Origin of the sequence: Pseudomonas sp. Irchel s3b2, assembly GCF_900187445.1 — a bacterium.
Taxonomy (GTDB): domain Bacteria; phylum Pseudomonadota; class Gammaproteobacteria; order Pseudomonadales; family Pseudomonadaceae; genus Aquipseudomonas.
In genome coordinates, this window is sequence record NZ_FYEB01000003.1 from 308,625 (window position 1) to 332,762 (window position 24,138).

At 58.5% G+C, this 24,138-nt stretch carries 22 protein-coding genes; 9 read left to right on the forward strand and 13 right to left on the reverse strand.

Annotated features, from left to right (window positions below):
* Positions 1–169 precede the first annotated feature (169 nt).
* The 6 genes from CKW20_RS10905 to CKW20_RS10930 form a co-directional block, all read right to left on the reverse strand.
* Positions 170–742, reverse strand: coding sequence for a HupE/UreJ family protein (locus CKW20_RS10905; protein ID WP_095052907.1), 573 nt, complete (start codon positions 740–742; stop codon positions 170–172).
* A gap of 28 nt (positions 743–770) precedes the next feature.
* Complete coding sequence (gene ureG / locus CKW20_RS10910) at positions 771–1,385, reverse strand: urease accessory protein UreG (protein WP_095052908.1); 615 nt, start codon at positions 1,383–1,385, stop codon at positions 771–773.
* 23 nt (positions 1,386–1,408) lie between these two features.
* Positions 1,409–2,083, reverse strand: coding sequence for an urease accessory protein UreF (locus tag CKW20_RS10915; protein WP_095052909.1), 675 nt, complete (start codon positions 2,081–2,083; stop codon positions 1,409–1,411).
* On the reverse strand, positions 2,080–2,580 hold the full coding sequence (ureE, locus tag CKW20_RS10920; protein WP_095052910.1) for an urease accessory protein UreE: 501 nt from the start codon (positions 2,578–2,580) through the stop codon (positions 2,080–2,082). Before ureE ends, CKW20_RS10915 begins: the two co-directional genes overlap by 4 nt.
* A gap of 270 nt (positions 2,581–2,850) precedes the next feature.
* Positions 2,851–3,483, reverse strand: coding sequence for a TetR family transcriptional regulator (locus CKW20_RS10925; RefSeq protein ID WP_008009759.1), 633 nt, complete (start codon positions 3,481–3,483; stop codon positions 2,851–2,853).
* A 155-nt stretch (positions 3,484–3,638) separates the two neighbouring features.
* Positions 3,639–4,067 carry a hypothetical protein gene (locus CKW20_RS10930; RefSeq protein ID WP_095052911.1) on the reverse strand — a complete coding sequence of 143 codons (429 nt, stop codon included), beginning with the start codon at positions 4,065–4,067 and terminating at the stop codon, positions 3,639–3,641.
* 387 nt (positions 4,068–4,454) lie between these two features.
* Here CKW20_RS10930 and CKW20_RS10935 point away from each other — a divergent pair, with 387 nt between their 5' ends.
* Positions 4,455–6,524, forward strand: a complete 2,070-nt coding sequence (locus tag CKW20_RS10935; RefSeq protein WP_095052912.1) for an AsmA family protein — start codon at positions 4,455–4,457, stop codon at positions 6,522–6,524.
* Positions 6,525–6,589: 65 nt separating this feature from the next.
* Here the strand turns inward: CKW20_RS10935 and CKW20_RS10940 are convergent, their stop codons facing one another.
* The 4 genes from CKW20_RS10940 to CKW20_RS10955 form a co-directional block, all read right to left on the reverse strand.
* Positions 6,590–7,279: a hypothetical protein gene (locus tag CKW20_RS10940; protein ID WP_095052913.1), complete on the reverse strand. Its 690-nt coding sequence runs from the start codon at positions 7,277–7,279 to the stop codon at positions 6,590–6,592.
* A gap of 81 nt (positions 7,280–7,360) precedes the next feature.
* Positions 7,361–8,125 (reverse strand): hypothetical protein, encoded by a 765-nt coding sequence (locus CKW20_RS10945; protein ID WP_095052914.1) that lies wholly within the window; start codon positions 8,123–8,125, stop codon positions 7,361–7,363.
* A gap of 189 nt (positions 8,126–8,314) precedes the next feature.
* Entirely contained in the window at positions 8,315–8,845 is a 531-nt protein-coding gene (locus tag CKW20_RS10950; RefSeq protein WP_095052915.1) for a bacterioferritin, read from the reverse strand.
* Positions 8,846–8,979: 134 nt separating this feature from the next.
* On the reverse strand, positions 8,980–9,891 hold the full coding sequence (locus CKW20_RS10955; RefSeq protein WP_095052916.1) for a LysR substrate-binding domain-containing protein: 912 nt from the start codon (positions 9,889–9,891) through the stop codon (positions 8,980–8,982).
* Positions 9,892–10,016: 125 nt separating this feature from the next.
* Between CKW20_RS10955 and CKW20_RS10960 the strand changes: the two genes are divergently transcribed.
* The 5 genes from CKW20_RS10960 to CKW20_RS10980 all read left to right on the forward strand — a co-directional run bounded on the left by CKW20_RS10960 (position 10,017) and on the right by CKW20_RS10980 (position 13,573).
* Positions 10,017–10,655 (forward strand): FMN-dependent NADH-azoreductase, encoded by a 639-nt coding sequence (locus CKW20_RS10960; protein ID WP_095052917.1) that lies wholly within the window; start codon positions 10,017–10,019, stop codon positions 10,653–10,655.
* The gene (locus CKW20_RS10965; protein ID WP_095052918.1) at positions 10,656–10,961 is read left to right on the forward strand and encodes a multidrug efflux SMR transporter; all 306 of its coding nucleotides are present in this window, start codon (positions 10,656–10,658) and stop codon (positions 10,959–10,961) included.
* 107 nt (positions 10,962–11,068) lie between these two features.
* Complete coding sequence (locus CKW20_RS10970) at positions 11,069–11,959, forward strand: triacylglycerol lipase (protein WP_095052919.1); 891 nt, start codon at positions 11,069–11,071, stop codon at positions 11,957–11,959.
* A 128-nt stretch (positions 11,960–12,087) separates the two neighbouring features.
* Positions 12,088–12,393 (forward strand): PsiF family protein, encoded by a 306-nt coding sequence (locus CKW20_RS10975; RefSeq protein WP_095052920.1) that lies wholly within the window; start codon positions 12,088–12,090, stop codon positions 12,391–12,393.
* Between the two features lie 166 nt (positions 12,394–12,559).
* Entirely contained in the window at positions 12,560–13,573 is a 1,014-nt protein-coding gene (locus CKW20_RS10980; protein ID WP_063341719.1) for an AI-2E family transporter, read from the forward strand.
* 137 nt (positions 13,574–13,710) lie between these two features.
* On the opposite strand, the gene CKW20_RS10985 is transcribed toward CKW20_RS10980, so the two are convergent.
* A complete protein-coding gene (locus CKW20_RS10985) occupies positions 13,711–14,985 on the reverse strand; it encodes an Hsp70 family protein (protein WP_095052921.1) in 1,275 nt (424 codons plus the stop codon).
* A gap of 296 nt (positions 14,986–15,281) precedes the next feature.
* Here CKW20_RS10985 and CKW20_RS10990 point away from each other — a divergent pair, with 296 nt between their 5' ends.
* Both CKW20_RS10990 and CKW20_RS10995 read left to right on the forward strand, forming a co-directional pair.
* Positions 15,282–16,229: a DnaJ C-terminal domain-containing protein gene (locus CKW20_RS10990; RefSeq protein WP_095053018.1), complete on the forward strand. Its 948-nt coding sequence runs from the start codon at positions 15,282–15,284 to the stop codon at positions 16,227–16,229.
* A 24-nt stretch (positions 16,230–16,253) separates the two neighbouring features.
* A complete protein-coding gene (locus tag CKW20_RS10995; RefSeq protein ID WP_095052922.1) occupies positions 16,254–16,559 on the forward strand; it encodes a chaperone modulator CbpM in 306 nt (101 codons plus the stop codon).
* Between the two features lie 90 nt (positions 16,560–16,649).
* Here CKW20_RS10995 and CKW20_RS11000 read toward each other — a convergent pair whose 3' ends face one another.
* Positions 16,650–17,531: an RHS repeat-associated core domain-containing protein gene (locus CKW20_RS11000; protein ID WP_256585018.1), complete on the reverse strand. Its 882-nt coding sequence runs from the start codon at positions 17,529–17,531 to the stop codon at positions 16,650–16,652.
* Between the two features lie 124 nt (positions 17,532–17,655).
* A complete protein-coding gene (locus tag CKW20_RS11005) occupies positions 17,656–18,783 on the reverse strand; it encodes a sensor histidine kinase KdpD (RefSeq protein WP_095052924.1) in 1,128 nt (375 codons plus the stop codon).
* A 248-nt stretch (positions 18,784–19,031) separates the two neighbouring features.
* Here CKW20_RS11005 and CKW20_RS11010 point away from each other — a divergent pair, with 248 nt between their 5' ends.
* Positions 19,032–24,101, forward strand: coding sequence for an NEL-type E3 ubiquitin ligase domain-containing protein (locus CKW20_RS11010; RefSeq protein ID WP_095052925.1), 5,070 nt, complete (start codon positions 19,032–19,034; stop codon positions 24,099–24,101).
* Positions 24,102–24,138: the final 37 nt, after the last annotated feature.

The window sequence follows — 24,138 nt, forward strand, 5'->3', positions numbered from 1 at the left end:
GTTAATTGCGCGACATGTTAGCAGGCCTGAGAGACGCGGTGTCTGTCAGGCCGCCTTCGCGGGCAAGCCTCGCTCCTACAGGTTATTCGTTGTCCGCACAGCGCGATCCAACACAACTCCTGTAGGAGCGAGGCTTGCCCGCGAAGAGGCTCGTTCAGACACTAGAGAATCAACTCGCCAGCAACCAGATCCCAGTCGCCGCCGAAGCCGCACCCGCCAGCCGAACCAATGGCGCAGCCGCCTGAGGCAACACTCGAACCACCGCATAACCCAACCCATGCAACGCAGCCGTCGCCACCACAAACCCCGCCGCATACGCCCAAGGGCTCGACATCTCGGGCAATTCCAGACCATGCGCCACGCCATGAAACAGCGCAAACAACGCGGTCGCAGCCACTGCCAGACTCAACGGCGGACGCACCGCCAAAGCTACCGCCAGGCCCAACGCCAATACCGATGCCGCAATCCCGCTTTCCAGCGCTGGCAGGTTCAATCCTTCAAGACCCAGCAGCCCGCCGATCAGCATAGTGCCGACGAATGTGCATGGCAGCGCCCAGCGTGCGGCACCTTTCTGCTGCGCAGCCCATAACCCCACGGCAATCATCGCCAGCAAGTGATCGAGGCCACCGATCGGGTGGCTGATGCCGGCCATCAAGCCATTGTCGCCATGACCCGGATGCGCGAAGGCGATGGTCGGGGTCAACAGCAGGGCCATGGCGCCCAGAATGCGTTTCAGTGTCATGGATAAGCTTCCTTGTTGATAAGTGTGATCAGGCCGCCGTCAGCAAGCCCTGGCGCTCGATGAAGGCGATGATGGCTTCCAGGCCCTGACCGGTTTTCTGATTGCTGAAGACGAATGGTTTGCCGTTGCGCATGCGCTGGGTGTCGCGGTCCATCATCTCCAGAGAGGCGCCTACCAGCGGCGCCAGATCGATTTTGTTGATCACCAGCAAATCGGATTTGCAGATCCCCGGCCCGCCTTTGCGCGGCAGTTTGTCGCCGGCCGAAACGTCGATCACGTAGATAGTCAGGTCCGACAGTTCCGGGCTGAAGGTCGCCGAGAGATTGTCGCCACCGGACTCCACCAGAATCAGGTCCAGCCCCGGGAAACGCCGGTTCAGTTGATCCACGGCTTCCAGATTGATCGAGGCGTCTTCGCGGATCGCCGTGTGCGGGCAGCCGCCGGTTTCCACGCCGATGATCCGCTCGGGTGCCAGGGCTTCGTTACGCACCAAAAAGTCAGCATCTTCGCGGGTATAGATGTCGTTGGTCACGACGGCGAGGTTATAGCGGTCACGCAGGGCCAGGCACAGGGCCAGGGTCAGGGCGGTTTTGCCGGAGCCGACCGGGCCGCCGATGCCGACGCGCAGAGGTTGTGCGTTCATGTGATTCTCCAAAGTAAAAGGCCCTAGGAACGGAACAGGCGGCTGTACTGGCGCTCATGGGCCATGCACGCCAGGGACAGGCCGAATGCGGCGCTGCCGGAATGTTCGGGATTGATTCGGGTGGCGGCTTGCTGCGCCTGTTGCAGCAATGGCAACAGCTCGCTGGTCAGGCGTTGGGCGGCTTGCTGGCCCAGAGGCAGGGTTTTCATCAGCACTGCCAATTGGTTTTCCAGCCAGCTCCAGAGCCAGGCGGCCAGCGCATCTTGCGGGCTTATCTGCCAGGCGCGTGCCGCCAGCGCCCAGCCAAGGGCCAGGTGTGGTTCAGGGCATTGGTCGAGAAAGGCTCGGGCTGGCGCATCCAGTTCGGGTAAACCGTTGAGCAGTTGCTTCAGCGAATAACCCATCTGCCGACTTTCCTGATGCAGCTCGCGGGTTTCGCGGCTGGCGCGATGCTCTTCGCAGCGTTGCAGCAGTTCGGCCCAGTTTTCTTCGGCCGCGGCGATGCAATGGGCGAGCAGCAGCGGTGCTTCGAAACGGGCGAGATTGAGCAGCAACTGATCGCTGATCCAGCGCCGGGCGCTATCGGAATCGTTCACGCGGCCGTTATCCACCGCCATCTCCAAACCCTGGGAATAGCTGTAGCCGCCAATCGGCAGCTGTGGACTGGCCAGACGCAGCAGCGCCCAGGCTGGGTTCATAAGCGCACGCCGAACTGGTGCAGTTTCGGCGGGTAGTTGAAATCTTCATCACCGTGCCGTGAATGGTGATGGCCGCCGCCGTAAGCACCGTGTTCCGGCTGGAACGGCGCTTCGATGTTCTCGACCTTGGCATCAAGCTGTTCGAGCATGGCCTTGAGCACGTAATCGTCGAGCAGGCGCAGCCAGCCATCGCCGACCTGCAGAGCTACATGGCGGTTGCCCAGGTGATAGGCGGCGCGGGTCAGTTCGAAGGCGTTGGCGCAGGTGACGTGCAGCAATTGTTCCGGGCGAGCGCAGATACGAACGATGCGCCCGTCTTCGGCTTGCAGGCATTCGCCGTCATACAGCGGCGGCTGACCGCGCTCCAAAAACAACCCGACGTCTTCACCCTCGGCACTGAAACAGCGCAAGCGGCTTTTGCTCCGGGCTTCGAAAGTCAGGTGCAACTCGGCGGCCCAGACGGGTTGAGGGTCGATTCTGCGATGAATCACCAGCATCGGAAGGCTTCCAGCAATGGGCAATGCTCAAGGATAGAGCAAGGGGCTTGCCAATCAGGGGAGGTGTAGGAAATGCCTGTCGGAGCGTAGGGCGGGTTGCTTTGGCGTGAATATTTTGGATGAAGTTGGTGCGCTACTTTGCGGTGCGCACCAAGATGATGCTGTGTGCATCATTGTAGGCGCGAGCTTGCTCGCGAAAGCGGTTTGTCTGTCAAATGAATGTCGAAGATGTCGCCGCCTTCGCGAGCAAGCTCGTTCCTACAAAGGGCGTTATTCGGTGCTGCCGAGGCCTTGCCAGTGTTTTAGGCCTATGAAGATGAAGCGCAACTGTTGCGTGATTTTCGCCTGTGGCGTCAGATGCTCCGGCAACGCTTCAGCCGGCGGATCGATGATGTCCGGTAATGTTGCGAACACGCTTTTGACGATCAGATCAGCCATGACGCTCAACCCTGCGATATCCAGGTGTTGCAGTTTCGGCATCAGTGACAAGTCCGCCGCCAGGTCCGAGCTGATGTCTTCGCGCAAGCGGCCAATGGCCTGGCGCACCGGCAGCGAACCGCCATACTGCTCGCGGGCAAGAAACAGGAATTGCGAGCGATTGGCGGTGACCACATCGAGAAAGATCCGCACCGAGGCGTCAATGATGCCGCCCATGACGAACTCGTTATGGCGCACCAGCCGGATGGTTTCACGGAAGGTCTGACCGACTTCGCTGACCAGTACCAGGCCCAGTTCATCCATGTCGGCGAAATGCCGGTAGAAACCGGTGGGTACGATCCCAGCGGTTCTGGTCACTTCGCGCAGGCTCAGGCTGCCGAATCCTCGGCCGCTTTCCATCAGGTGGCGGGCAGCGTCCATCAGGGCGTTGCGGGTCTGTTGTTTCTGTTCGGCGCGGGGCAGCATCGCAAGGGTGTTTTCTGGACAGGGACAGCGGCGCACTCTAACAAATCGGCTTCGCTGACGTCGAACGAGTATCGAGGATCATGCGGGGAAATTGGCTTCTATAAAGTCAAAAGCCCAATACGGGGATTGGGCTTTTTTTCGGGGCCGCCATAGGCTTAGCTCACCGCGCTGTTGCGTTCGATCACACGGTCACCACCACCTTCAGCCAGGGTTTGGCCTTGTGGAGTGCGATCGGAACCGTCGGCAGCCAGGGTCTGGCCTTGTGGAGTGCGATCGGTACCGTCAGCGGCCAGGGTTTGGCCCTGTGGAGTACGGGCGGAACCGTCAGCGGCAAGAGTTTGACCTTGTGGCGTGCGATCCGAGCCATCTTGAGTGATCAGGCCTTTTTCTTTCAGGCGATCATTGCCCCCTTCGGCGAGGGTCTGACCTTGTGGAGTGCGGTCGGAACCATCAGCGGCAACGGTCTGGCTGAACACCGAGTGGCTGTCTTTGACTTGTGGAGTGGCCTGATCAGCGGCCGGCAAAGCAAAAGCGGTGCTGGCTAACATCGAGAGGGTCAGGCTAAGCAGTAATTCGCGTTTCATGATGGGTTGCTCCTTGGGAGGGCGATAAAGTGGGTACGAGGGCAATGCTACTCTCGAGAAGTCGATATAAAAGTTCATAAACGCAATGGTAATAATCAACGGAATTGATTGTTTCGCCGAGACGCTCTAGAACGGGCATTTCCAGCGACCGTTTTTGCACTGAGGTGGGTATTTTCGCCCCACTCATGCCGCACGAAAGTGCGGAGCCAGTAACGCCGGATGAGGGAGCAGTGTGGCCACGACCGATTATTTGAGTGTTAAACGGCTATTCGGTTAAACCTGCATGCCATTTCCCAGTCCTAGATTTCATGGCAGGCCGGTTCTGGCCTAACGTTTCATCAGTGCGTCGCGGTCAGGGCGCTCAGTCGTATTCAGGAGTCCTGTGCAATGATGCGCACTCGTAAAATTCTTGCCTGGACCTTCGCCAGCCTCGTTGTCCTGCTGGCCGTCCTGGTGCTGATCATCGCGTTCTTCGATTGGAACCGGATCAAACCGCCCCTGAACGCCAAAGTATCCGAAGAACTGCACCGTCCGTTCGCCATCAATGGCAACCTTGCTGTGATCTGGCAGCGCGAGCCCGAAGAGGGTGGCTGGCGGGCCTGGGTGCCGTGGCCGCATGTGGTGGCTGAGGATCTCAGCCTGGGTAACCCGGACTGGTCGAAGCAACCGAAGATGGCCACCCTTAAACGCGTCGAACTGCGTATTTCGCCGTTGGCTCTACTGGCGCAGCGGGTGGTGATCCCGCGTATCGACTTGAGCGAACCCAATGCCGAGCTGCAGCGCCTGGCCGACGGCCGTGCCAACTGGACGTTCAAGTTCGACCCCAAAGACCCGGACGCCGAGCCTTCGAACTGGGTGCTGGACATCGGTGCCATCGGCTTCGACAAGGGCCATGTCACGCTCGACGACCAGAAGCTGAAGACTCAGCTTGATCTGCTCATCGATCCGTTGGGCAAGCCGATTCCATTCAGCGACATCGTCGGCGACAAAGCGGCGAAAACCGCAGTTGAAAAGGGTGGTTCGCCACAGGATTACTCGTTTGCGTTGAAGGTCAAAGGCCAATACCACGGCCAGAATCTCGCCGGCCAAGGCAAGGTGGGTGGCCTGCTGGCATTACAGGACGCCACCAGGCCGTTCCCGCTTCAGGCGCAAATGAAGATCGCCGACACCAGCGTCGAGCTGGCCGGTACGCTCACCGATCCGTTGAATCTCGGCGCTCTGGATTTGCGCCTGAAACTGGCCGGTGCCAGCCTGGGCAATCTCTATCCGCTGATCGGCGTGACCCTGCCGGATACCCCGCCGTATGCCACCGACGGGCACTTGATCGCCAAGTTGCAGGAACCGGGTGGAGCGGTGTACCGCTATGAGAACTTCAACGGCACGATCGGCGAGAGTGACATCCATGGCAACCTGACCTACGTAGCGAGCCAGCCGAGGCCCAAGCTCAGCGGGGCGCTGGAGTCCAATCAACTGTTGTTTACCGACCTGGCTCCGCTGATCGGCGCCGACTCCAATGCCAAGCAAAAGGCCCGTGGCGGTGAAAGCAAGCAGCCGACGGACAAGCTGCTACCGGTCGAGGAGTTCAGGACTGAACGCTGGCGCGACATGGACGCTGATGTGGAATTCACCGGTAAACGCATCGTCCACAGCGCAAAACTGCCGTTCAACGATCTCTACACCCATGTGGTGCTGACCGATGGCGTGCTCAGCCTCGAGCCCCTGCGTTTCGGCGTGGCGGGCGGCAATCTGGATGCGCAGATTCGTCTGAACGGGCGCACCGAGCCTTTGGAAGGCCAGGCCAAACTGACGGCGCGCAAGTTCAAACTCAAGCAGCTGTTCCCCACCTTGGAGCGGATGAAAACCAGTTTCGGTGAGCTTAATGGCGACGCCGAACTGACCGGCCGAGGCAACTCGGTGGCCAAACTGCTGGGCACTGCCGACGGCAATTTGAAGATGCTGATCAATGACGGCGCTATCAGTCGTGAGTTGATGGAGCTGGCGGGGCTCAACGTCGGCAACTACGTGGTCGGCAAGATTTTTGGCGACAGGGAGGTGAAGATCAACTGCGCGGCGGCCGACTTCGACATCAAGGCCGGCCTGGCGACCACGCGGCTGTTCGTCTTCGATACCGAGACCGCGATCGTCTACGTCGACGGCACGGCAAACATGGCGACTGAGCAACTGGACCTGACCATCTCCCCGGAATCCAAGGGCTGGCGCTTGATTTCACTGCGTTCGCCGCTGTATGTGCGGGGCAAGTTCATCAAGCCGGATGCGGGGGTCAAACCGGTGCCGCTGATGATGCGGGGGGCCGGGATGGTTGCGCTGGGGGTGATTGCCGCGCCAGCGGCGGGCTTGCTGGCGCTGATAGCGCCCAGCGGTGGGGAGCCGAATCAGTGTGCGCCGCTGCTGGAGCAGATGAAGGCGGGCAAGGCGCCAAGGACGGTCAAAGATTGACGGATGCAACCTTTTTAGTGAGCACGCTATCGGCCGGCAAAGGCCCGATAATGTGCCATCAAAGGTCATACATTCCGAATGTCTGCATCTTCGGGAGGCGTAAGGTGATACAGATTGGTTTGGATTTTGCTTCCCAGCTTTTCGATTATTTTATTGCGCATGGAAGCGTATTTGTCTTCTGCCAGATACGTTAACCATTGGGTGGTCTGAGGCCCATTGAGCACTACTTTTTGAGAGAGTTCTTCGTCAAGAATGGCAAGGTCAACCGGGTGGCTCGTATCGAACACCAGGCGAAATGAAATCACTGTCTTGTTTGCACTGATGACAGTCAGTAAGGGGCATACCGTGGTGATGGATGGCTGACTGTCATTGTCGAGTTGAATTCTGTTCAATAGGGCGGCGATAGCGTCGGAGTTTTTTGGAAAGTTTTTTATAATGCCAAGGGCGACGGTCAGTTCTTTGAGTTCCGCAGTCGATAGATGAGCGGATAACGTAGGCTCGGCGAATTTTAGAATGCTCGCTGATTGTTTTTTAATTAGTTGTGTTGCTGTGCTTTTAGTCACCCAGAATAGAGTGCCCAAGGTTTTCTTGTATGTACTCATCCAAGTGTTGGAAGCAATGCTGTGGGAATTCGAGGTCAAGTGCCCCAGCAAGCTGGAGTACAGGATGTCCTGTTTGAAAGTTTCCGAGTGCGAGCCGAGAAAAATGGTGATGGTTCCATCAACGATATAAGTATCCGGTGTGCTGTAAAGCATCAGTGTTCTCACGTGTTTTGATTTTGTTTTTAAAGGGCTCGTGAGGTATCACGAACCCTTAGTAGTTAAAGGATTTTTGGATTACTGGAAGCCTGGAATGCCGTCAAGGTAATCTTCGGCCGCCTGGCCGAGCTTATCCAGAACCGAATAACGAACTCGGTCATAGACAGCCAGATTCAAGTAGGAAGTCTGTGCTGCCGTTCTGATAGTTGTCGATTGAGATGTCGATTTCCAGAAAAGAATACCTCGAGTACTCTCACTGACATTCAACGTATTGCAGTTGAGGACCATCATCGGTGAGCCCTGCGGTGTCTGCCATACCGGGGACATATCAAACTTGGCATCGGATCCGACGTTAGACTTGCGGTTGTAGATATTAATCAGGCCTTGATCGCTTTTGACACCTTCTACAGCCTTGACAGCCAACGCTGCAAGTTTTGGAGCGTTGGCGCCCACCAACCCTTGCAGCACATGAACGGCCAATACATCCATTGTCAGCCCGCTGTTCCTTATCGTCTGGTTTTTGACCTGAAAGGCTTGAGTTACCCATCCGAGTTTTGCCAGGCTGTTGACATAGTAGGTGTACCATTGGTGAAGCTCTTTGATCGGGTCGTACAGTTGGCTGGCGGCGTTCTGTACCAGTAACTTGCAATTGTCGACATCTTCCCGGTTTTGCTCCGAAACGCCCGGCATGTAAATGTTCATCATTTCCGGGCCGACAGTGCCGCTTTCTTTGTTTGGGTCAATTGGAGTGTCGGGGGTGTTCAGAGAAAACGCTCGGGGTTTTATTACTGCTGGAAGGGCGGGTAAAGAGTCCACGAACTCAAGGCGTTCTTCGATATGCATAACTACAGTCCTTTATTGGTTGGATCAGACTTTCTGTCTGAGGGCTAAATATAAAGAACTGACGTGTGGCGTCTAGCGAGTGATTGTAACTAAGTGCGCATTTTGAACTTTTGTTGAAGTGGTGTTTATTGTTGGTTGGTAATGGAAGGTGGCCTTGTTGCAGTGTTAGTGCAATAAGGCCAGGTATTGTTACAGGTCTTTCAGAAGGTCAGCCATATCATCGGCATGCTCTTCTTCCTGGGCCAGGATGTCTTCGAAGATGCGCCGGGTGGTCGAGTCTTTTTCACCGATGTACTGGATGATCTCGCGGTAGCTGTCGATGGCGATGCGTTCGGCAACCAGGTCTTCGAAGACCATCTCTTTGAGCGTATTACCGGCCACGTATTGGGCGTGGGACATCTTCGACAGCAGGTCAGGGTTGAACTCTGGCTCGCCGCCCAATTGCACAATGCGCTCGGCCAGTCGGTCGGCGTGTTGGGCTTCTTCGGTCGCGTGTTGGAGGAACTCGGCGGCGGCGACCTGGGCTTTCAGGCCGTTGGCCATGAAGTAGTGACGCTTGTAGCGCAATACGCAGACTAGCTCGGTAGCCAGCGATTCGTTGAGCAGGCGCAGCACTTCTTCGCGGTCGGCGCCGTAGCCCTCGGTCACGGCGCCGTTCTCGACGTTGTGGCGAGCCCGTTCGCGAAGGGTGGTTACATCAGACAAATGCATGTCACTCATCTCGGTCTCCTGGAGGCTGATCCGGTTTGCGTCACTCTCTGTAGAAGTGATCGCTACCAGGTTGTGAGTGATGAGCGCGCTGAAAAGTTTTATGTAATTTGCCAATCGCCGACATGGCTTGAGGCGATCAAGCCCTAACTGACTGGTACCAGGGCATGCCCGGACAGCAGCGCCTCCTCTTGCAACCACGCAAAAAACGCCCGCACCGGCGGATGCCGTTCACGGCCCGGTACGCACAGCGCGCTGTATCCGGCCCCGTCGACCTGAATGTCCCCCCGATAAGGCAGCAGCAAGCCGCTGGCCACACTTTCCGACACCAGAATATTGCTCGCCAGCACCAGGCCTTGCCCGGCGATGGCGGCTTGCAGGGCGTAATGCTCTTCGTCGTATTCGCGCACCGCCGGTTGCCCGGCGAGCCAGGTTTCGCTGGCCTGCGCGCACCAGGCCTCCCAGCCATGGGCGTACAGCTTGGAGTTGTGCCAACGCAAGCTGATCAGCGTCGGTACCCGATTGGGCGCCAAGGCCACTTGTTCAGGCGAGCCATAGACCCCAAAGGATTCATCGAACAGGCACAAACCATACAGGTTCGGGTAATCGTCGAGGCTGTAACGCACCACCAGATCGACGCTGGCGTCCTGATGCAAATCGATGACTTCGCAGTGGGTATCCAGGCGCAGGCTGATGTTTGGATGGCGGGCGTAAAACCGTCCCAGCCGCGGCACCAGCCAGAGGGCGGCGAAGGCGGCGGTGGTGGAAATCGTCAAGCTCGTGCCACTGCGTTGCGGGCGCAAGGTATCGACGCTCTGCGCCACTTCCAGCAGGGCACCGTGCAGGCTGCGGAACAGCCGTTCGCCGCACTCGGTAAGGCGCACCTGCCGTGGCAGTCGTTCGAACAACGGCACGCCGAGCCAGTTTTCCAGGGAGCGGATCTGGTGCGAGACCGCCGTCGGCGTCACAGAGAGCTCTTCGGCGGCGGCCTTGAAACTCAACAGGCGCGAGGCGGATTCGAAGGCGCGCAGGGCGGTCAGCGGCAACGAGGCAAACATTTTTCTTAAACTCCACGGATGAAATGGATTCATCCAGACTGATTTTTGTTCATTTGAGGAACAGCAGCTACAAGCTTCAAGCTGCAAGTCACACGCAGTTTGAGTTTAGTCTTCAGGAGATAGAGATGAGTAAAATTCTTGCCATACATGCCAGTCCCCGCGGTGAACGTTCACATTCGCGGCGTTTGGCCGAGGTGTTTCTTTCCGCCTGGCAGGTCCGCAACCCGCAGTCGGCACTGACCCGACGTGAAGTCGGTCGGACGTCGATTCCAGCGGTCAACGAAGCCTTTGTGGCCGCCGCTTTTCATCCGGAGCCTGAAGCACGATCGCTGTCAATGCAGGCCGATCTGGCCCTCAGCGATGAGTTGGTGGGGGAGTTGCTCGGCCACGATCTGTTAGTGATCTCTACCCCGATGTACAACTTCAGCGTGCCCAGCGGTCTCAAGGCCTGGATTGACCAGATTGTGCGTCTCGGGCTGACATTCAACCACTCACTGGACAACGGCATCGCGCAGTACGAACCGCTATTGCGGGGCAAGAAGGCGTTGATCGTCACCAGTCGCGGCGGGTTCGGCTTCGGCCCCGGTGGCGAACTGGAAGCAATGAACCATGCCGATCCATTGCTGCGCACGGCGCTGGGGTTCATCGGCATCACCGACGTCACGGTGGTCGCCGCCGAAGGCGAAGAATCCGCCGAGCGCACCTTCCAGGTTTCCGTGGCCGAGGCCGAGCAGCGTTTACTGGCGCTGGCCAGGGAGTTCTAGATGGCCTGGCTGTTCTTGCTGATCGCCGCCGGGTTCGAGGTCACCTTCGCCATGGGCATGAAGTACGCCGAAGGCTTCACCCGGCTCTGGCCGTCAGTGATTACAGGGGTGGCGGCCGTGGGCGGGATCTACTTCCTGACCCTGGCCCTGCGCGAATTGCCGGTGAGCATCGCCTATCCGATCTGGACGGCTATCGGTTCACTGGGTACGGTGTTTCTCGGCTTTGCGCTGCTCGGTGAAAGCCTGACCGCGCTCAAGCTGGTATCGGTCGGGCTGATTGTGGCGGGCGTGGTGGGGTTGAAATAAGCGATGTCATAGACTGGTCGTTGAGTTGTCATTTTGGGTGGCGATGCTTGGCTGACGCCTTGCATCCAAACTTGCTTCATCTCACCGATCACAAGGATTGTTCATCCATGTCGCAAGGCTCTGCCACGCGTTATCCGTTGGTGCTGGTCCCGGGAATGCTCGGGTTTATCCGTCTGCTGCTCTATCCCTATTGGTACGGAATCATTTCGACGTTGCGCCGGGATGGGGCGACCGTGATTGCGGTGCAGGTCTCGCCGCTCAATTCCACCGAGGTACGCGGCGAGCAATTGCTGGCGCGGATCGAGGAAATTTTGCGCAACACCGGGGCCGAGAAGGTCAACTTGATCGGCCACAGCCAAGGCTCGCTGACTGCCCGTTACGCTGCGGCAAAACGCCCGGACCGGGTGGCTTCAGTGACTTCGGTGGCCGGGCCCAATCACGGCTCGGAGCTGGCGGACTATCTGCATACTCATTATCCCGCTGACAGCGCCAAGGGCCGGCTACTGAGCTTTTTACTGTGGCTGATCAGCGCGCTGATGTGCCTGCTGGAAACCGGCTATCGCGGGCCGAGGCTGCCGGTGGATATCCCGGCTTCGCACCAATCCCTGACCACGGCGGGCGTGGCGCTGTTCAATCAGCGTTATCCACAGGGCCTGCCTGACACCTGGGGCGGCCACGGCCCGGAAGTGGTCAATGGCGTGCGCTATTACTCATGGTCCGGAACCTTGCAGCCGGGCAAGACCGATCGCGGCTGCAACCTGTTCGACGGGACCAATCGCAGTTGCCGGTTGTTTGCCAGGACGTTCGTGCGCGAAGCGGGGCATTGCGACGGGATGGTCGGGCGTTACAGCTCGCATTTGGGGACGGTGATCGGCGATGAATACCCGATGGATCACTTCGATATCGTCAACCAGTCACTGGGGTTGGTGGGCAAGGGCGCAGAGCCGGTGCGGTTGTTTGTCGAGCATGCAGCGCGGTTGAAGGCGGCCGGTGTTTGAACGGCAGTTGGACCGCGTTATCGTTCATCGCGAGCAGCCACCTTAATAGCAGATGAAGGTGTAACAGGCTTTATCTACACTCCAGAGCGAGGCCGCACCCATCGGGGCGGCAACAAGGAGAACACTCCATGAAGATGTTGCGTGCCCCGTTGTTGATGGTCGGTTTGCTGCTCTGCTCCCAAGGTTTCGCCGCCACTGCCCAACAGAACAAGATGACCACCTGCAATGCCGACGCTACCGCAAAAAGCCTCAAGGGCGACGAGCGCAAAGCCTTCATGAGCACCTGCCTCAAAGCCGCGCCGGCCGCCGATGCCGCCAAGCCCATGACCCCTCAACAAGAAAAGATGAAAACCTGCAACGCCACCGCCACCACCCAGGCCCTCACGGGTGATGCGCGCAAAACCTTCATGAGCGAATGCCTGAAGAAAAAATAAGCATTGCGGGAGCGAGCCTGCTCGCGATGCAGGCGACTCAGTATCACGGAGGACCGCGGTGACGCTATCGCGAGCAGGCTCGCTCCCACAGGTTCGTGTTTGCTCGCTTCGGCGCCAGAACGCTGGCAGACTGCCAATCCTTTTACGTCGTTCGTTTTGAGGCTGTATGTCAGCGTTTTCTCAGCGTCAGGTCTTGTTGCTTATCAGCTGGGTCATCATTTTTGGTGGTTTGCTGCTGGTGCTCCCTCTGCGATTGCTGCCCAGCCTGCTGGCCGGGTTGTTGGTGTTTGAACTGGTCAACATGCTCACGCCGCAATTGCAGCGGCTGATCGAAGGCCGCCGTGCGCGCTGGCTGGCGGTGGCGTTGCTGGGGACATTGGTGGTCAGCGTGCTGGCTCTAATCTTTGCCGGTGCGATCAGCTTTCTGCTGCACGAGGCGGAAAACCCCGGCGCTTCCCTCGATAAATTCATGGTTGTGGTCGATCGCGCACGCGGGCAGTTGCCGCCGTTCATCGACGCTTATTTGCCGGCCAGTGCCGCCGAGTTTCGCGTGGCCATCGGCCAGTGGATGAGCAAGCACCTCAGTGACTTGCAACTGGTGGGCAAGGACGCGGCGCACATGTTCGTGACGCTGCTGATCGGCATGGTGCTGGGAGCGATCATCGCCTTGCAGCGAGCGCCGGACGTGACCAAACGCAAGCCCTTGGCCGCGGCGCTGTTCGATCGTTTGCACCTGTTGGTCCAGGCATTTCGCAACATCGTTTTTGCCCAGATCAAGATTTCCCTGCTCAACACCTTCTTCACCGGGATTTTCCTCGCGGTGGTCCTGCCGATGTTCGGGATCAAGCTGCCGCTGACCAAAACCCTGATCGTGCTGACCTTCCTGCTCGGCTTGTTGCCGGTGATCGGCAACCTGATCTCGAACACCTTGATCACCATCGTCGGTTTATCACTGTCGATCTGGGTGGCGGTGGCGGCGCTGGGTTACCTGATTGTTATCCACAAGCTCGAATACTTCCTCAACGCGCGCATCGTCGGCGGGCAGATCAGTGCCAAGTCGTGGGAGTTGCTGCTGGCAATGCTGGTGTTCGAAGCCGCGTTCGGCCTGCCGGGGGTGGTGGCGGGGCCGATTTATTACGCGTATCTGAAGAGTGAGTTGAAGCAGGTGGGGATGGTGTAACCCCGCCCGATCGTTCCCACGCTATGCGTGGGAATGCATCCAGTGACGCTCCGCGTCACAGCCTCAACAGTGGACGCAGAGCGTCCATGGCGGCATTCCCACGCAGAGCGTGGGAACGATCATTACAGGGTTTCAGGTCAATCCATCGTGCCGTAACGCTTCGCCGCCTCGATCGCCAGCCCGCTACCGATGCTGCCGAAGATGTTCCCTTCCACGTGCCGCGCATTCGGCAACATGGCCGAGACGCTGTTGCGCAGCGCCGGAATCCCGCTCGAACCACCGGTGAAGAATACTGTGTTCACCTGATCGACCCGCACGTTGGCGTCGTTCAGCAACTGGGTCACGCTATTGCGCACCCGCTCCAGCAAGTTGTCGATGGCCGACTCGAACAGTGCCCGGCTCAGTTCCACGCTCAACCCCGGCTCGATACGATCCAGCGGCACATGGCGGCTGTCGGTGTGGGTCAGCTGAATCTTGGTTTCTTCCACTTCCATGGCCAACCAGTGCCCGGCGCGCTGCTCGATCAGCTTGAACAGGCGATCGATGCCGCCGGTGTCTTCGATGTCGTAACGCATGCTGCCCAAGGCCAGGCTCGACTTCTGTGAGTACACCGAGTTGATGGTGTGCCAGGTCGCCAGGTTCATGTGATGGCTGGTGGGCATGTAGGCGCCACTTTTCATCCGGCTGCCGTAACCGAACAGCGGCATCAGGCCTTGCAGGCTAAGCTGTTTGTCGAAATCGGTCCCGCCGATGTGCACGCCGCCGGTGGCGAGGATGTCGTCGTGACGGTTGTCATGGTTGCGGCGCTCAGGCGACAGGCGCACCAGAGAGAAGTCAGACGTACCACCGCCGATGTCCACAATCAGGACAAGCTCTTCCGTTTCGATGGTCGACTCGTAGTCGAACGCTGCGGCAATCGGTTCGAACTGGAACGAGACTTCCTTGAAACCGATCTTGCGGGCCACATCCGCCAAAGTATCTTCTGCTTCCTTGTCGGCCATCGGATCATCGTCGACAAAGAACACCGGACGGCCCAGCACCACTTCTTCGAATTCTCGACCGGCGGCAGCTTCGGCACGGCTCTTGAGCTGGCTGATGAACAGCCCGAGCAGGTCCTTGAACGGCATCGCCGTACCAAGAACGCTGGTGTCGTGCTTGATCAGTTTGGAACCCAGCAGGCTCTTGAGCGAGCGCATCAGCCTGCCTTCGTAGCCTTCCAGGTATTCGTGCAGCGCCAGCCGGCCGTACACCGGGCGGCGTTCTTCCATATTGAAGAAGACCACCGAGGGCAGGGTGATCTTGTCGTCCTCCAGCGCGATCAGCGTTTCCATGCCGGGGCGCAGCCAGCCGACGGTGGAGTTGGACGTGCCGAAGTCGATACCACAGGCACGGGCTGGAGATGCGTTTTTCATGTCTTTCAAGTTCCGGTTAAAAAACGGCCGCGCAGTGTATGTCAGCGCGGCGAAGATTCGAAGGCCGACTATCCGTTAAATCGCAGAGGTTAGCGCTTGAAAGATGGTCAATCACCCCCAAACTTCCCTGCACAGGCTTTGGTACCCTGGGGCGACTGCAAGAACCGCGCCCTGCTGCCGATAAACTTCTGATGCGCTGCCCGGTCACAACTTTGAGATCGGTCAATCCAGATGCTGTAAACAAGAGCATGCTGGGCCGAGCGGCGCGATTTCGATAATGGATGGTGATTCCCTCGATGGACTTCAAAGACTATTACAAGATTCTCGGTGTGGAGCCGACCGCGGACGATAAGGCGATCAAGGCCGCCTATCGAAAGCTGGCGCGCAAATACCACCCCGATGTCAGCAAGGAAAAGGACGCCGAGGCCAAATTCAAGGACGCTTCGGAAGCCTATGAAGCGCTGAAAAGCGCCGACAAGCGCGCCGAATACGACGACTTGCGCAAATACGGCCACCACGGTCAGCCCTTTCAGGGCCCGCCGGGTTGGCAGAGCCGCGGTGGTTTCGGTGGCGGTGGTCAGGACACGGGCGATTTCTCGGACTTCTTCAGTTCGATTTTCGGCAACCGTGGTCCGGGTTTCGATGGTGGTGGGCGGTCGGGCCGAAGCGCCGGGCGTCGAGGGCAAGACGTGGAAATGGAATTACCGGTTTTTCTGGAAGAAACCCTCTCGACCGAATCGAAAAAGGTCAGCTTCCAGGTGCCGCACTACAATGCTGCCGGCCAACATGTCAGCAACACCAGCAAAAGCCTGAACGTGAAAATCCCCGCCGGCGTGACCGACGGCGAGCGCATCCGCCTCAAGGGTCAGGGAGCGCCGGGCATCGGTGGCGGGGCCAATGGCGACCTGTACCTGACCATTCGTTTTGCGCCGCACCCCAAATTCGACGTCGAAGGCGAGAACCTGATCATCACCTTGCCGCTGGCCCCGTGGGAGCTGGCGCTGGGGACCGAAGTCGCGGTGCCGACCCTGACCGGCAAGATCAACCTCAAGGTTCCGGCCGGCAGCCAGAATGGCCAACGCATGCGCGCCAAGGGCCACGGCCTGCTGCACAAGGCCGGTCACCGTGGCTACCTGTTCGTGCAGCTCAAGGCAGTGATGCCGAAAAAACTCGACCATGACGTCAAAGAATTGTGGGAGGAGCTGGCGAAAAAAGCCGCTTTCGATCCGCGAGAGAATTTTTGATTCCGAGATAAGGAGTAGCCAATCATGAGCGACCCCGTGATCGTTCTACTGGACCTGGCAGAATTCTGCGAGGCGACCGAATTGTCGGACGTGCACGTGATCGAGATCGTCGAACACGGCATCCTCGAACCTCAGGGAGCACTGCCCAAGGATTGGCGCTTCACCGATTATGAACTGGTACTGGCCAAGCGCGCCGCCAAGCTGCGGCGCGATCTGGAGCTGGAATGGGAAGGCGTCGCCCTGGCGCTGGACCTGCTGGAAGAGGTCCAGCAACTGCGGGCCGAGAACCGCATGCTCAAGCAGCGGTTGGGGCGACTGGTGGTGGAGTAGGTTCCTGCTCACCCTATCAGCGCGCCCACCACTGGGAGCGGTGCTTCGCGAGGGTAGATGTTCGACTGCCATCCGTCCGATCTACAGCGCCTATGGCTCTGCATTTCTGATTGCCTCCCTTCGTGCGGACACAGTGATTTTTTCAACACTGCTCTGACTGGGATTGCCCTGAGCATCGTATCTGACAAAGTAGTGACGTGTGGCGCCACCTGGTAGCGTTCTTGTCGGTGGAACAGGAGCCGGATCGAGCGGAAATTGAAACGGTTCACTTGTCCAGACCTCTCGGTACCGAGCTTTCTGACCCAAGGTCTGTTTGGGGCTGAGGATGCCTACCTGACCACCTGTGTCATTAAAACGGGGGGGTATTGGTTTTTTGGAGGGAATTGGTGGCGGCGTGTCTCTATGAGGTCCGTAATCGATAAAGTCGCGAGTTGTTTTGATGAAAGTCTTTGGCGTTCCACTCTTATGAGTTTCGATGGCGCGCGCAGATATGGGCTTGGAGCCGGGAACTGAGGCGGTAGAAGGGATGAGGGGTCTCAGGTCAGACGTACTGGGTGCGCCGGTTATAGACCTGCCCGACAATCCTGTAAGAAATTTGGGGAGCCTGACATGCCCCGTCGGATCCGAATGATTTATCGGCTCTCCTTCGCAGTACGCATACGCATTCAACCCACCTCCCCCAAATGGACTTGAACTGTCCGGGCTATGAAAGCGCATCAACATTGGGTTGTAAGCGCGGTACCCATTACCCAGCAGATACCAGCCAACGGGTGTTTCGCGTAGTTCTCCGTTAAACCCCAGATGCGTCGCAATCTCCTGTTGTGAGGACTGACACCCATAGGCGGAATAAGCAATGGGATGTGCTTGTACTGCAACGAGTTCGGCGACTACCGAATGTTGATGGTCGGTAGCTAACAAGACGACGCGTTGTTGGCGCAAGGTGTCGCAGTCATCAATATTTAAGCGGGTCATGAGGTGGCCCTCCGTGGTCGTCGCAGGCTGACGTTCAACAGGCCATTCATCTTTTACACGCAGTATTCGGCGCTGGGTACTAGCACATCTGATAGGGAGGCGGCGTTCCTGCAGGGCGGCGACGTCAGGCTTTACGCGGAAGGACCACAGTAAACAACGTGCCATCCGTCTCATTGGAACTGACTTCGATCGTCCCTTGATGGGCCTTGACCACTTCCTTGACGATGAACAGTCCCAGGCCAAGGCTGGTGGTCGGCCCGCCAAGCTCTTCGTCGGCACTGCGTACCAGTGGATCGAAGATCGTGCCGATCGCCTCGGCTGGAATCGGCGCACCGTCGTTGTGCACCGTGAGCCGAACACTGTCAGCTTCGCCCTTGAGAGTCAGTTCGACCGCGCTGTTGTTCGAGCCGTGTTGCAATGCATTGCCGATCAGGTTCTGCAGCATCTGATCGAGCCTTCGGCCATCCCACATACCTTGGGTATCGCCTTCGACGCTCAATGTCGGATCGCATAGCGGATGAGCGGCGCAGGCGTGGGCAATCGCTTCACGCGCCGCATCGGCCAGGTCCATGGGCGTTGGTTCGATCGGCAGGCTCTTGCCCAGGCGACTGCGGACCAGCTCCAGCAAATCGCCAATCATTACCGCCATGTGGCGGGTGCCACGCTTGATGTGGAGCGCACAGGTCAATGCGTCACCCTCAAGGGTGGCTTTGCGCATCAGCATTTCGGTGGACATGCTCACCGCTTGCAGCGGTGCTCGCAGGTCATGGCCGAGGATCGCGAGAAAGATGTCCCGCGAGCGATTGACCTGTTCGGCATAGGCCGCCGTGGATTCGGCCAGCGCTTCGTCGATGGCTTCGTTAAAACGGATCATTTCCTGCAACTGGGCCAGATCCGGTGTCGTCAGGCTGTTGACCCACAAACGAATCACACAGGCACGCAAATGGCGGAATTCGGCGGTCATCTGCACCAGATCGAAGCCGGTATTGTGGCGCAATTCACCATGGCTGGCGCTGGCCTGATCCAGCGCCGGGTTGTTGTCCGGACCATCGCCCTTGGCCTTGGCGGCCTGCTCCCGGCCGGTCTGGGGCAGTGTCATGTCGCGGGCGGCGGCCAGCAGAATCGCCCTGGCATGGTCGCGCAGTAGCGTTCTATCCATGGCAACCGGTTCCGGAGCAATGGTTCGGGCGAAAGACTCCCACTCGTCGACCACGTGGCCAACGTTTGCCACGATAAAATCCGAAAGACCCATTACCCGTTTTTCCTGCGCGATAAATGCAAAACAGCGTTAGGCATAGTAGCTCCTTTGGGATGGAACACCACTTCATGACGCACGCAGATTCTGGATTGTGTGGTGCGGTAGATAGTTACTTTCAGCTTCTGGATTTTCACTGCGTGGAGTCTTTTTTGCGTCGCAAATCAACAACTTTTTGCGCTTTTGTTCACCGGGCCAGCGCATGACCATAGGGCTCCAATCATTGGTTTGAAGGTGTTCAAGACATGCCTGAATTGCAAGGAAGCAATCCAAACGCATCAAGTCCGGCAAAAAGGGACGACAAAGGGGTCCACTACCCGCGAATAAAGCCGTTGATCCCCAAGGCGATCACCGAGGCACCACGGGCCAGGCTCCTGTCTGCGCTGGAGGTGCAGCCGGCGTTCCCTGAGTGGTATCTCAAGGCCCGGCCGCAGGATCGTGACTATCTAAAAGAGCTCAGCGACGAGCGTTGGCGCCTGCAAGGGCAACTGGATGAACTGCTCAGCGATTTGCAGCACGACATCAAGGCCTTTGCCGAACCGTTGCTCAAAACCCTCCTGTACTCCAATTTCAATGAACATGGCGATCCGAACGAATTACAACTGCGCCTGTATGTACCGAGCAATATCCTGGGTGTGATCGATACCCAGGCCAGTACCATCCGTCATTCCACACTGCTCGAAGCGGCCCTGCATAACTTCGAGGAGGATGAAACCCGCGATAACGCGTTTCGCAGCGGATCCGCCATCTTGCGCAAGGACGTTCGTGGCACCCTGCACGAGATCAAAGTCATCACCCCGCAAAAAATTGCTGCGCTGTGCCGTCGGCTCGACATCGGCAAGCAATATCAGACCCACATCAAGTCAGTGCTCGCCCCCGTAGACGCCAATGCCCGCCGCTTGCTCAAGGAACGCTCGATCGCCAGTGACAAGGCGGCGCTCAAACTGGCATCGATGACGGCGTACCTCAAGGGCGATATCGGTGTGTACGGTTTTGAAAAGCTCGGCGAGGTGATCGACGGCAAGACCGATATCCAATGGTACGACCGCCCGTTGCAAAGTCATCACTTGTCGCTGATGGGCTGTCGGATGACTGGCATTGTGTTGTTCAGCGCCGTGGCCGAACCAACAGCAATAAAGAACTCCATCGATGGCCTGACCCCCGATGCGCTCAAGCAATGGCTTGATTTCTCCGCACGGGTAACGTCCTCGGTCCCTCGCGGCTTTGAGACCTTTCGCTTGCTCAAGGCCTTTTTCGCCAACGGCCCGAAGGGTGTGGCCGAAGAGATGCTGCGCAAGGACGAAATCTACACCCAGAATCGACTGGTCGGAAACTTGATCGCCTATGTGCCGGATGACCCGGATCATCCGCTCAAGGAGTACGACTCGTTCACCGATTTCATGAAGGCGCTCATCGGTCAGTTGCGCGATAACGACTATCAGGCGTTTTTCAGCCATTTTGTCGCACAAAAAGATAAGGCGATTTTTTTCAATCGGGTCAACGAACGACTCAAGACCATCACCTGGCAGCAGCGCGAACCGCTCGACATGGGCCCTTGGTGGCGTGAAACGCCGGTCGAGAATCCGGATGCGGAGCCCATCACTCACCTGATCAGTGACAATCTGTGGGATCGCCTGTTTCTTGAGCGACGCGACAAAGCCATTGCCGATGCCCGATTGATCGCGGTGCCGACCGATGATGAAGACGCCAGCGCACGCTGGAGGCGACTGAGCGGCTATCTGAACATTGCCTGGAATGTGTTTATTTTTGGCGCGATGCTGGTGCCGGGGTTGAATTCGGCCATGTTGGGCCTGATGGCCGCACAATTACTGTCGGAGTTGGTCGAGGGCATTGAGGATTGGGGCAAGGGTGACGTCGAAGAGGGCGCGGCGCACATCAACAGTGTGCTGATCAACGGTGCGCAACTGGCCCTGATGTCCATTGGCGGCGTGTTGCCAAAAGGCCCAGCACCGGTCAAACCGTCAGCGCTTATCGACAGCCTTGAACCGGTCGAACTGTCCAGCGGGAAAACACGCTTGATCAAGCCCGATCCTGCGCCTTACGCGCACCGCCTGACGTTACCTGAAACCGCAGCGCCCGATCACTTCGGCGTGATCGAACACGCGGGGCGCAAGGTGCTGCCGCTCGAGGGCAAACATTATGTGCTTGGGGAGGATCCACTCACCGGACAGTCTCACCTGCAACATCCCCAGCGCCCGGACGCCTATCAGTTGCGCATCGAACACAACGGTGCCGGCGCCTGGCACACCGAGTTCGAAGCACCCATGGAATGGGACACTGGCAAGCTATTGCGGCGCCTCGGCCCGACAGTGGACGGGCTCAGCGACGAGGTGCTGGAGCAAGCCCGCCTTGTCAGCGGTGTCGAAGAAGGCGTGCTGCGCCGCATGCATGTGGAAAATGAAGCGCCGGCGCCCTTGCTCATGGATACCCTGAAGCGCTTCAAGGCCTATGCTGACGCCGACAAGCTGAGCGCGCAAATCCTCGCCGGACGGGTTCCTGGGGAGCTGGCGGAGGACGTGACGGGGTTCGTGACCGGGTTGCGCGGCTGGCCGGATTCCAAAGCCCTGGTGCTGGAAGCTGATGTAGCCGTAGGCCGCCCGACCATCAGTTTCGGCAATGCAGAGACCACGGCTGACGAAACCCTTCATCTGACACGGGCAGACATCCGCGGGGGCAGGCTGCCGACACGGATAGTCGAAGCCCTCAGCGAATCGCAGCTGCAGGATTTCCTTGGGAGTGAAACGCCCAGAGACAGGCCGGCGCGTGTTGCAGAACTGCAAAGACGTATCGCCAGTCAGGCACAGGACAGGAAAAAGTCCGTGTTCGATTCGTTGTACACGTCACGGGAAGCTTCCAGTGATTCGCGCATCAACCTGCTTCAGCGCGACCTCCCGGCTCTGTCGACCAGTGTCGCACGCGCATTGCTGGACGATGCCAGTGCCGCAGAGTTGGCGAAGCTGTCCGAGGGTAGACTCCCATTGCGTCTGCGTGAGCTGGCGACTCAGTCGGCGCATGGCATCCGGCTGAGTCGCGCTTACGAGGGGCTTTATCTCGACGAACTGAACAGTCTCGACAGCGACCGACTGGTGCTGCACACCCTGGAAAGCTGGCCGCAATGGCCAAAGGATATGCGCATCGAGATGCGTCAGTTTTCGTCTTCCGGCTCCTTGCTGGACAGCGTGGGGCCAGAAGACGCCTCAATCCGCAAAGTGGTGGTGCTGCGCGAGGATGGACGCTACGAAACCTATGACGCCGAGGGCCTGCACCTGCATGGCGCGGACGATCTGTACTCGGCGCTATTGCATGCCTTGCCGGATGCCGAGCGAAAAGCGCTGGGCTACGAAACCCATCAGGGCGCACAACTTCGACAAGCGATCCAGAAGGTGCCGTTGTCGCACGACCAACTGTCCCCGATCTTGCTGGAAAACCCCGTGCGCAAGCCTGCCTACGATCCGCAGATGATGAAGCTGCGCGGAGGGATGCATGGCTATCGTCAGCGCCTGACGGACGAGGATTTGCTGCGGGTTCGCCTCCAGTCGCTGTATCCCGCATTCGGTGATGTCGAGGTCCAGGCGATGCTGGATGGGTTTGGTGACGCCGCCGGGCAACGATTGCTTGGACTGGAAGCCGAATTCGACCAGCTCAACGATGCCTTGCGCCGCTGGGTCAACGAACCCACTCATGCTTGGCGTTTGACCCCGGAAGGTGTGACGGAGTGGAACGTCAGAAACGCCATCTATAAAAAAATCCGCCACTGCTGGCAGCGCACCGGCCCCAAGGGGGTCGACGCTCCCGGGATTGTGCGACCGCAGGCTCTGAATTTTGACGGGCTTGCCATGGACGGGTTCTTACAGACAATGCCTGAACTAACGGCCAATTTTGATCACGTTACCGAACTCAGTCTGGCCGATGTCCGAATGCGCAGTGAACATCTGGGTTTCCTGCGGCCCTTCCGGCAACTGCGCCAGTTGAACATGGCCGGAAATTACCTGACCGAGTTTCCAGCAGAGATTGGCAACCTGCGGATGCTCACCACTCTGATGCTCAACGACAATCACATCCGTTTGACTGAGACGGGCGTGGCACGCCTCAGGGATTTGACGCGCTTGCACCTGCTGCGCTTGAGCAACAACCCTTTGCGGCTGCCGCCAGATATCAGTCGCATGCCCAGGTTGCAGGCATTGACCCTTGACCGTACCCACCTGAATACCTGGCCGACCGGTTTTTTTGGTCAGCCGCGTCCGCGCAGTATTTACCTGAACCTTGAATTCAATGTGCTCACCGAAATACCGCAAGTGGCGCCGGGCTCCTTTCGAGCGGAATTGCTGGCGCGAACCTTTTTCACTCAGTCACCGGAGTGGATCTCGCCGCAGAATCTTGAACGCATGAAGAGGTACATCGAATCCCTCGGGCTTGATCCCGACCGACCCTATCCGGCGCGTGGTGTGCTCGACAGTTCCGAATGGGGCGAAGGGCTGACCGACGAAGCCTGGTATGAAAAAACGCAGGCCTGGGATTGTGTCGAGGACGAACACGGTTCCGTGCCCTTTTTCAATGAGATCAGGCGACTGACCGAATCCTTCGACTTCAAGGCTGAGGACCGGAGTTATCGCGCTGCGCTCACCGCCAAGGTCTGGCGGATGATGGAAGCCATGGCCGAGAACACCGAATTGCGCGAGAAGATATTTGCCGAGGCGACCAGCACGACCAACTGTGTCGATGGCGGCACTCAACTGTTCAATGCCATGGGCATCGAGGTGTTGGTGCATGAGGCCTATGCCCTGGCGAATCCGGGGTTGGTGGAAGCCGAGCTGCTGGAGCTGGCCAGGGGCAAGTCGCGTCTGGATGAGCTGGGGCGGATCGCCCGGGAGCGAGTCGCCGAGCGGCTGCGCGCCGGGGAGCAGTTCTATCGCCCGGACACACCGGCTGGAACGATCGACGAAGTCGAAGTCCACCTCGCCTACATGACCGATCTCGCCGAACGCCTGGACTTGCCATGGCAAGCCCGGGGCATGCAGTTCCGTGCCCTTTCAGGCGTGAGCAAGGACATGATCGAAGCAGCCAGGCAGCGTGTACTGGCGTTGGAAGAAGGCGAGTTGCTCACCGAGCGGATCCTTGAGCAACCGATCTGGATGACCTATCTGGAAAATACCCATCGTCAGGAATTCGATGCCCTCAAGCTACGATTTCAGGACGCCGATGACGAAGCGGTGTTCACGGCCATCAAAGACCTCGAAAAAACCCTGACTCACCAGGCGCTGGACCGGGTAAAACTGGACAAGGTGAATACCTGAGTCCGAAACGGGACGGCTGATGTTGATCGAGCCCCGG

Bases quoted from the DNA above. Each gene is read 5' to 3' on its own strand.
- CKW20_RS10905 (WP_095052907.1), bottom strand. From the start codon at position 742: ATGACACTGAAACGCATTCTGGGCGCCATGGCCCTGCTGTTGACCCCG.
- ureG (WP_095052908.1), bottom strand. From the start codon at position 1,385: ATGAACGCACAACCTCTGCGCGTCGGCATCGGCGGCCCGGTCGGCTCC.
- CKW20_RS10915 (WP_095052909.1), bottom strand. From the start codon at position 2,083: ATGAACCCAGCCTGGGCGCTGCTGCGTCTGGCCAGTCCACAGCTGCCG.
- ureE (WP_095052910.1), bottom strand. From the start codon at position 2,580: ATGCTGGTGATTCATCGCAGAATCGACCCTCAACCCGTCTGGGCCGCC.
- CKW20_RS10925 (WP_008009759.1), bottom strand. From the start codon at position 3,483: ATGCTGCCCCGCGCCGAACAGAAACAACAGACCCGCAACGCCCTGATG.
- CKW20_RS10930 (WP_095052911.1), bottom strand. From the start codon at position 4,067: ATGAAACGCGAATTACTGCTTAGCCTGACCCTCTCGATGTTAGCCAGC.
- CKW20_RS10935 (WP_095052912.1), top strand. From the start codon at position 4,455: ATGATGCGCACTCGTAAAATTCTTGCCTGGACCTTCGCCAGCCTCGTT.
- CKW20_RS10940 (WP_095052913.1), bottom strand. From the start codon at position 7,279: ATGCTTTACAGCACACCGGATACTTATATCGTTGATGGAACCATCACC.
- CKW20_RS10945 (WP_095052914.1), bottom strand. From the start codon at position 8,125: ATGCATATCGAAGAACGCCTTGAGTTCGTGGACTCTTTACCCGCCCTT.
- CKW20_RS10950 (WP_095052915.1), bottom strand. From the start codon at position 8,845: ATGAGTGACATGCATTTGTCTGATGTAACCACCCTTCGCGAACGGGCT.
- CKW20_RS10955 (WP_095052916.1), bottom strand. From the start codon at position 9,891: ATGTTTGCCTCGTTGCCGCTGACCGCCCTGCGCGCCTTCGAATCCGCC.
- CKW20_RS10960 (WP_095052917.1), top strand. From the start codon at position 10,017: ATGAGTAAAATTCTTGCCATACATGCCAGTCCCCGCGGTGAACGTTCA.
- CKW20_RS10965 (WP_095052918.1), top strand. From the start codon at position 10,656: ATGGCCTGGCTGTTCTTGCTGATCGCCGCCGGGTTCGAGGTCACCTTC.
- CKW20_RS10970 (WP_095052919.1), top strand. From the start codon at position 11,069: ATGTCGCAAGGCTCTGCCACGCGTTATCCGTTGGTGCTGGTCCCGGGA.
- CKW20_RS10975 (WP_095052920.1), top strand. From the start codon at position 12,088: ATGAAGATGTTGCGTGCCCCGTTGTTGATGGTCGGTTTGCTGCTCTGC.
- CKW20_RS10980 (WP_063341719.1), top strand. From the start codon at position 12,560: ATGTCAGCGTTTTCTCAGCGTCAGGTCTTGTTGCTTATCAGCTGGGTC.
- CKW20_RS10985 (WP_095052921.1), bottom strand. From the start codon at position 14,985: ATGAAAAACGCATCTCCAGCCCGTGCCTGTGGTATCGACTTCGGCACG.
- CKW20_RS10990 (WP_095053018.1), top strand. From the start codon at position 15,282: ATGGACTTCAAAGACTATTACAAGATTCTCGGTGTGGAGCCGACCGCG.
- CKW20_RS10995 (WP_095052922.1), top strand. From the start codon at position 16,254: ATGAGCGACCCCGTGATCGTTCTACTGGACCTGGCAGAATTCTGCGAG.
- CKW20_RS11000 (WP_256585018.1), bottom strand. From the start codon at position 17,531: ATGACCCGCTTAAATATTGATGACTGCGACACCTTGCGCCAACAACGC.
- CKW20_RS11005 (WP_095052924.1), bottom strand. From the start codon at position 18,783: ATGGGTCTTTCGGATTTTATCGTGGCAAACGTTGGCCACGTGGTCGAC.
- CKW20_RS11010 (WP_095052925.1), top strand. From the start codon at position 19,032: ATGCCTGAATTGCAAGGAAGCAATCCAAACGCATCAAGTCCGGCAAAA.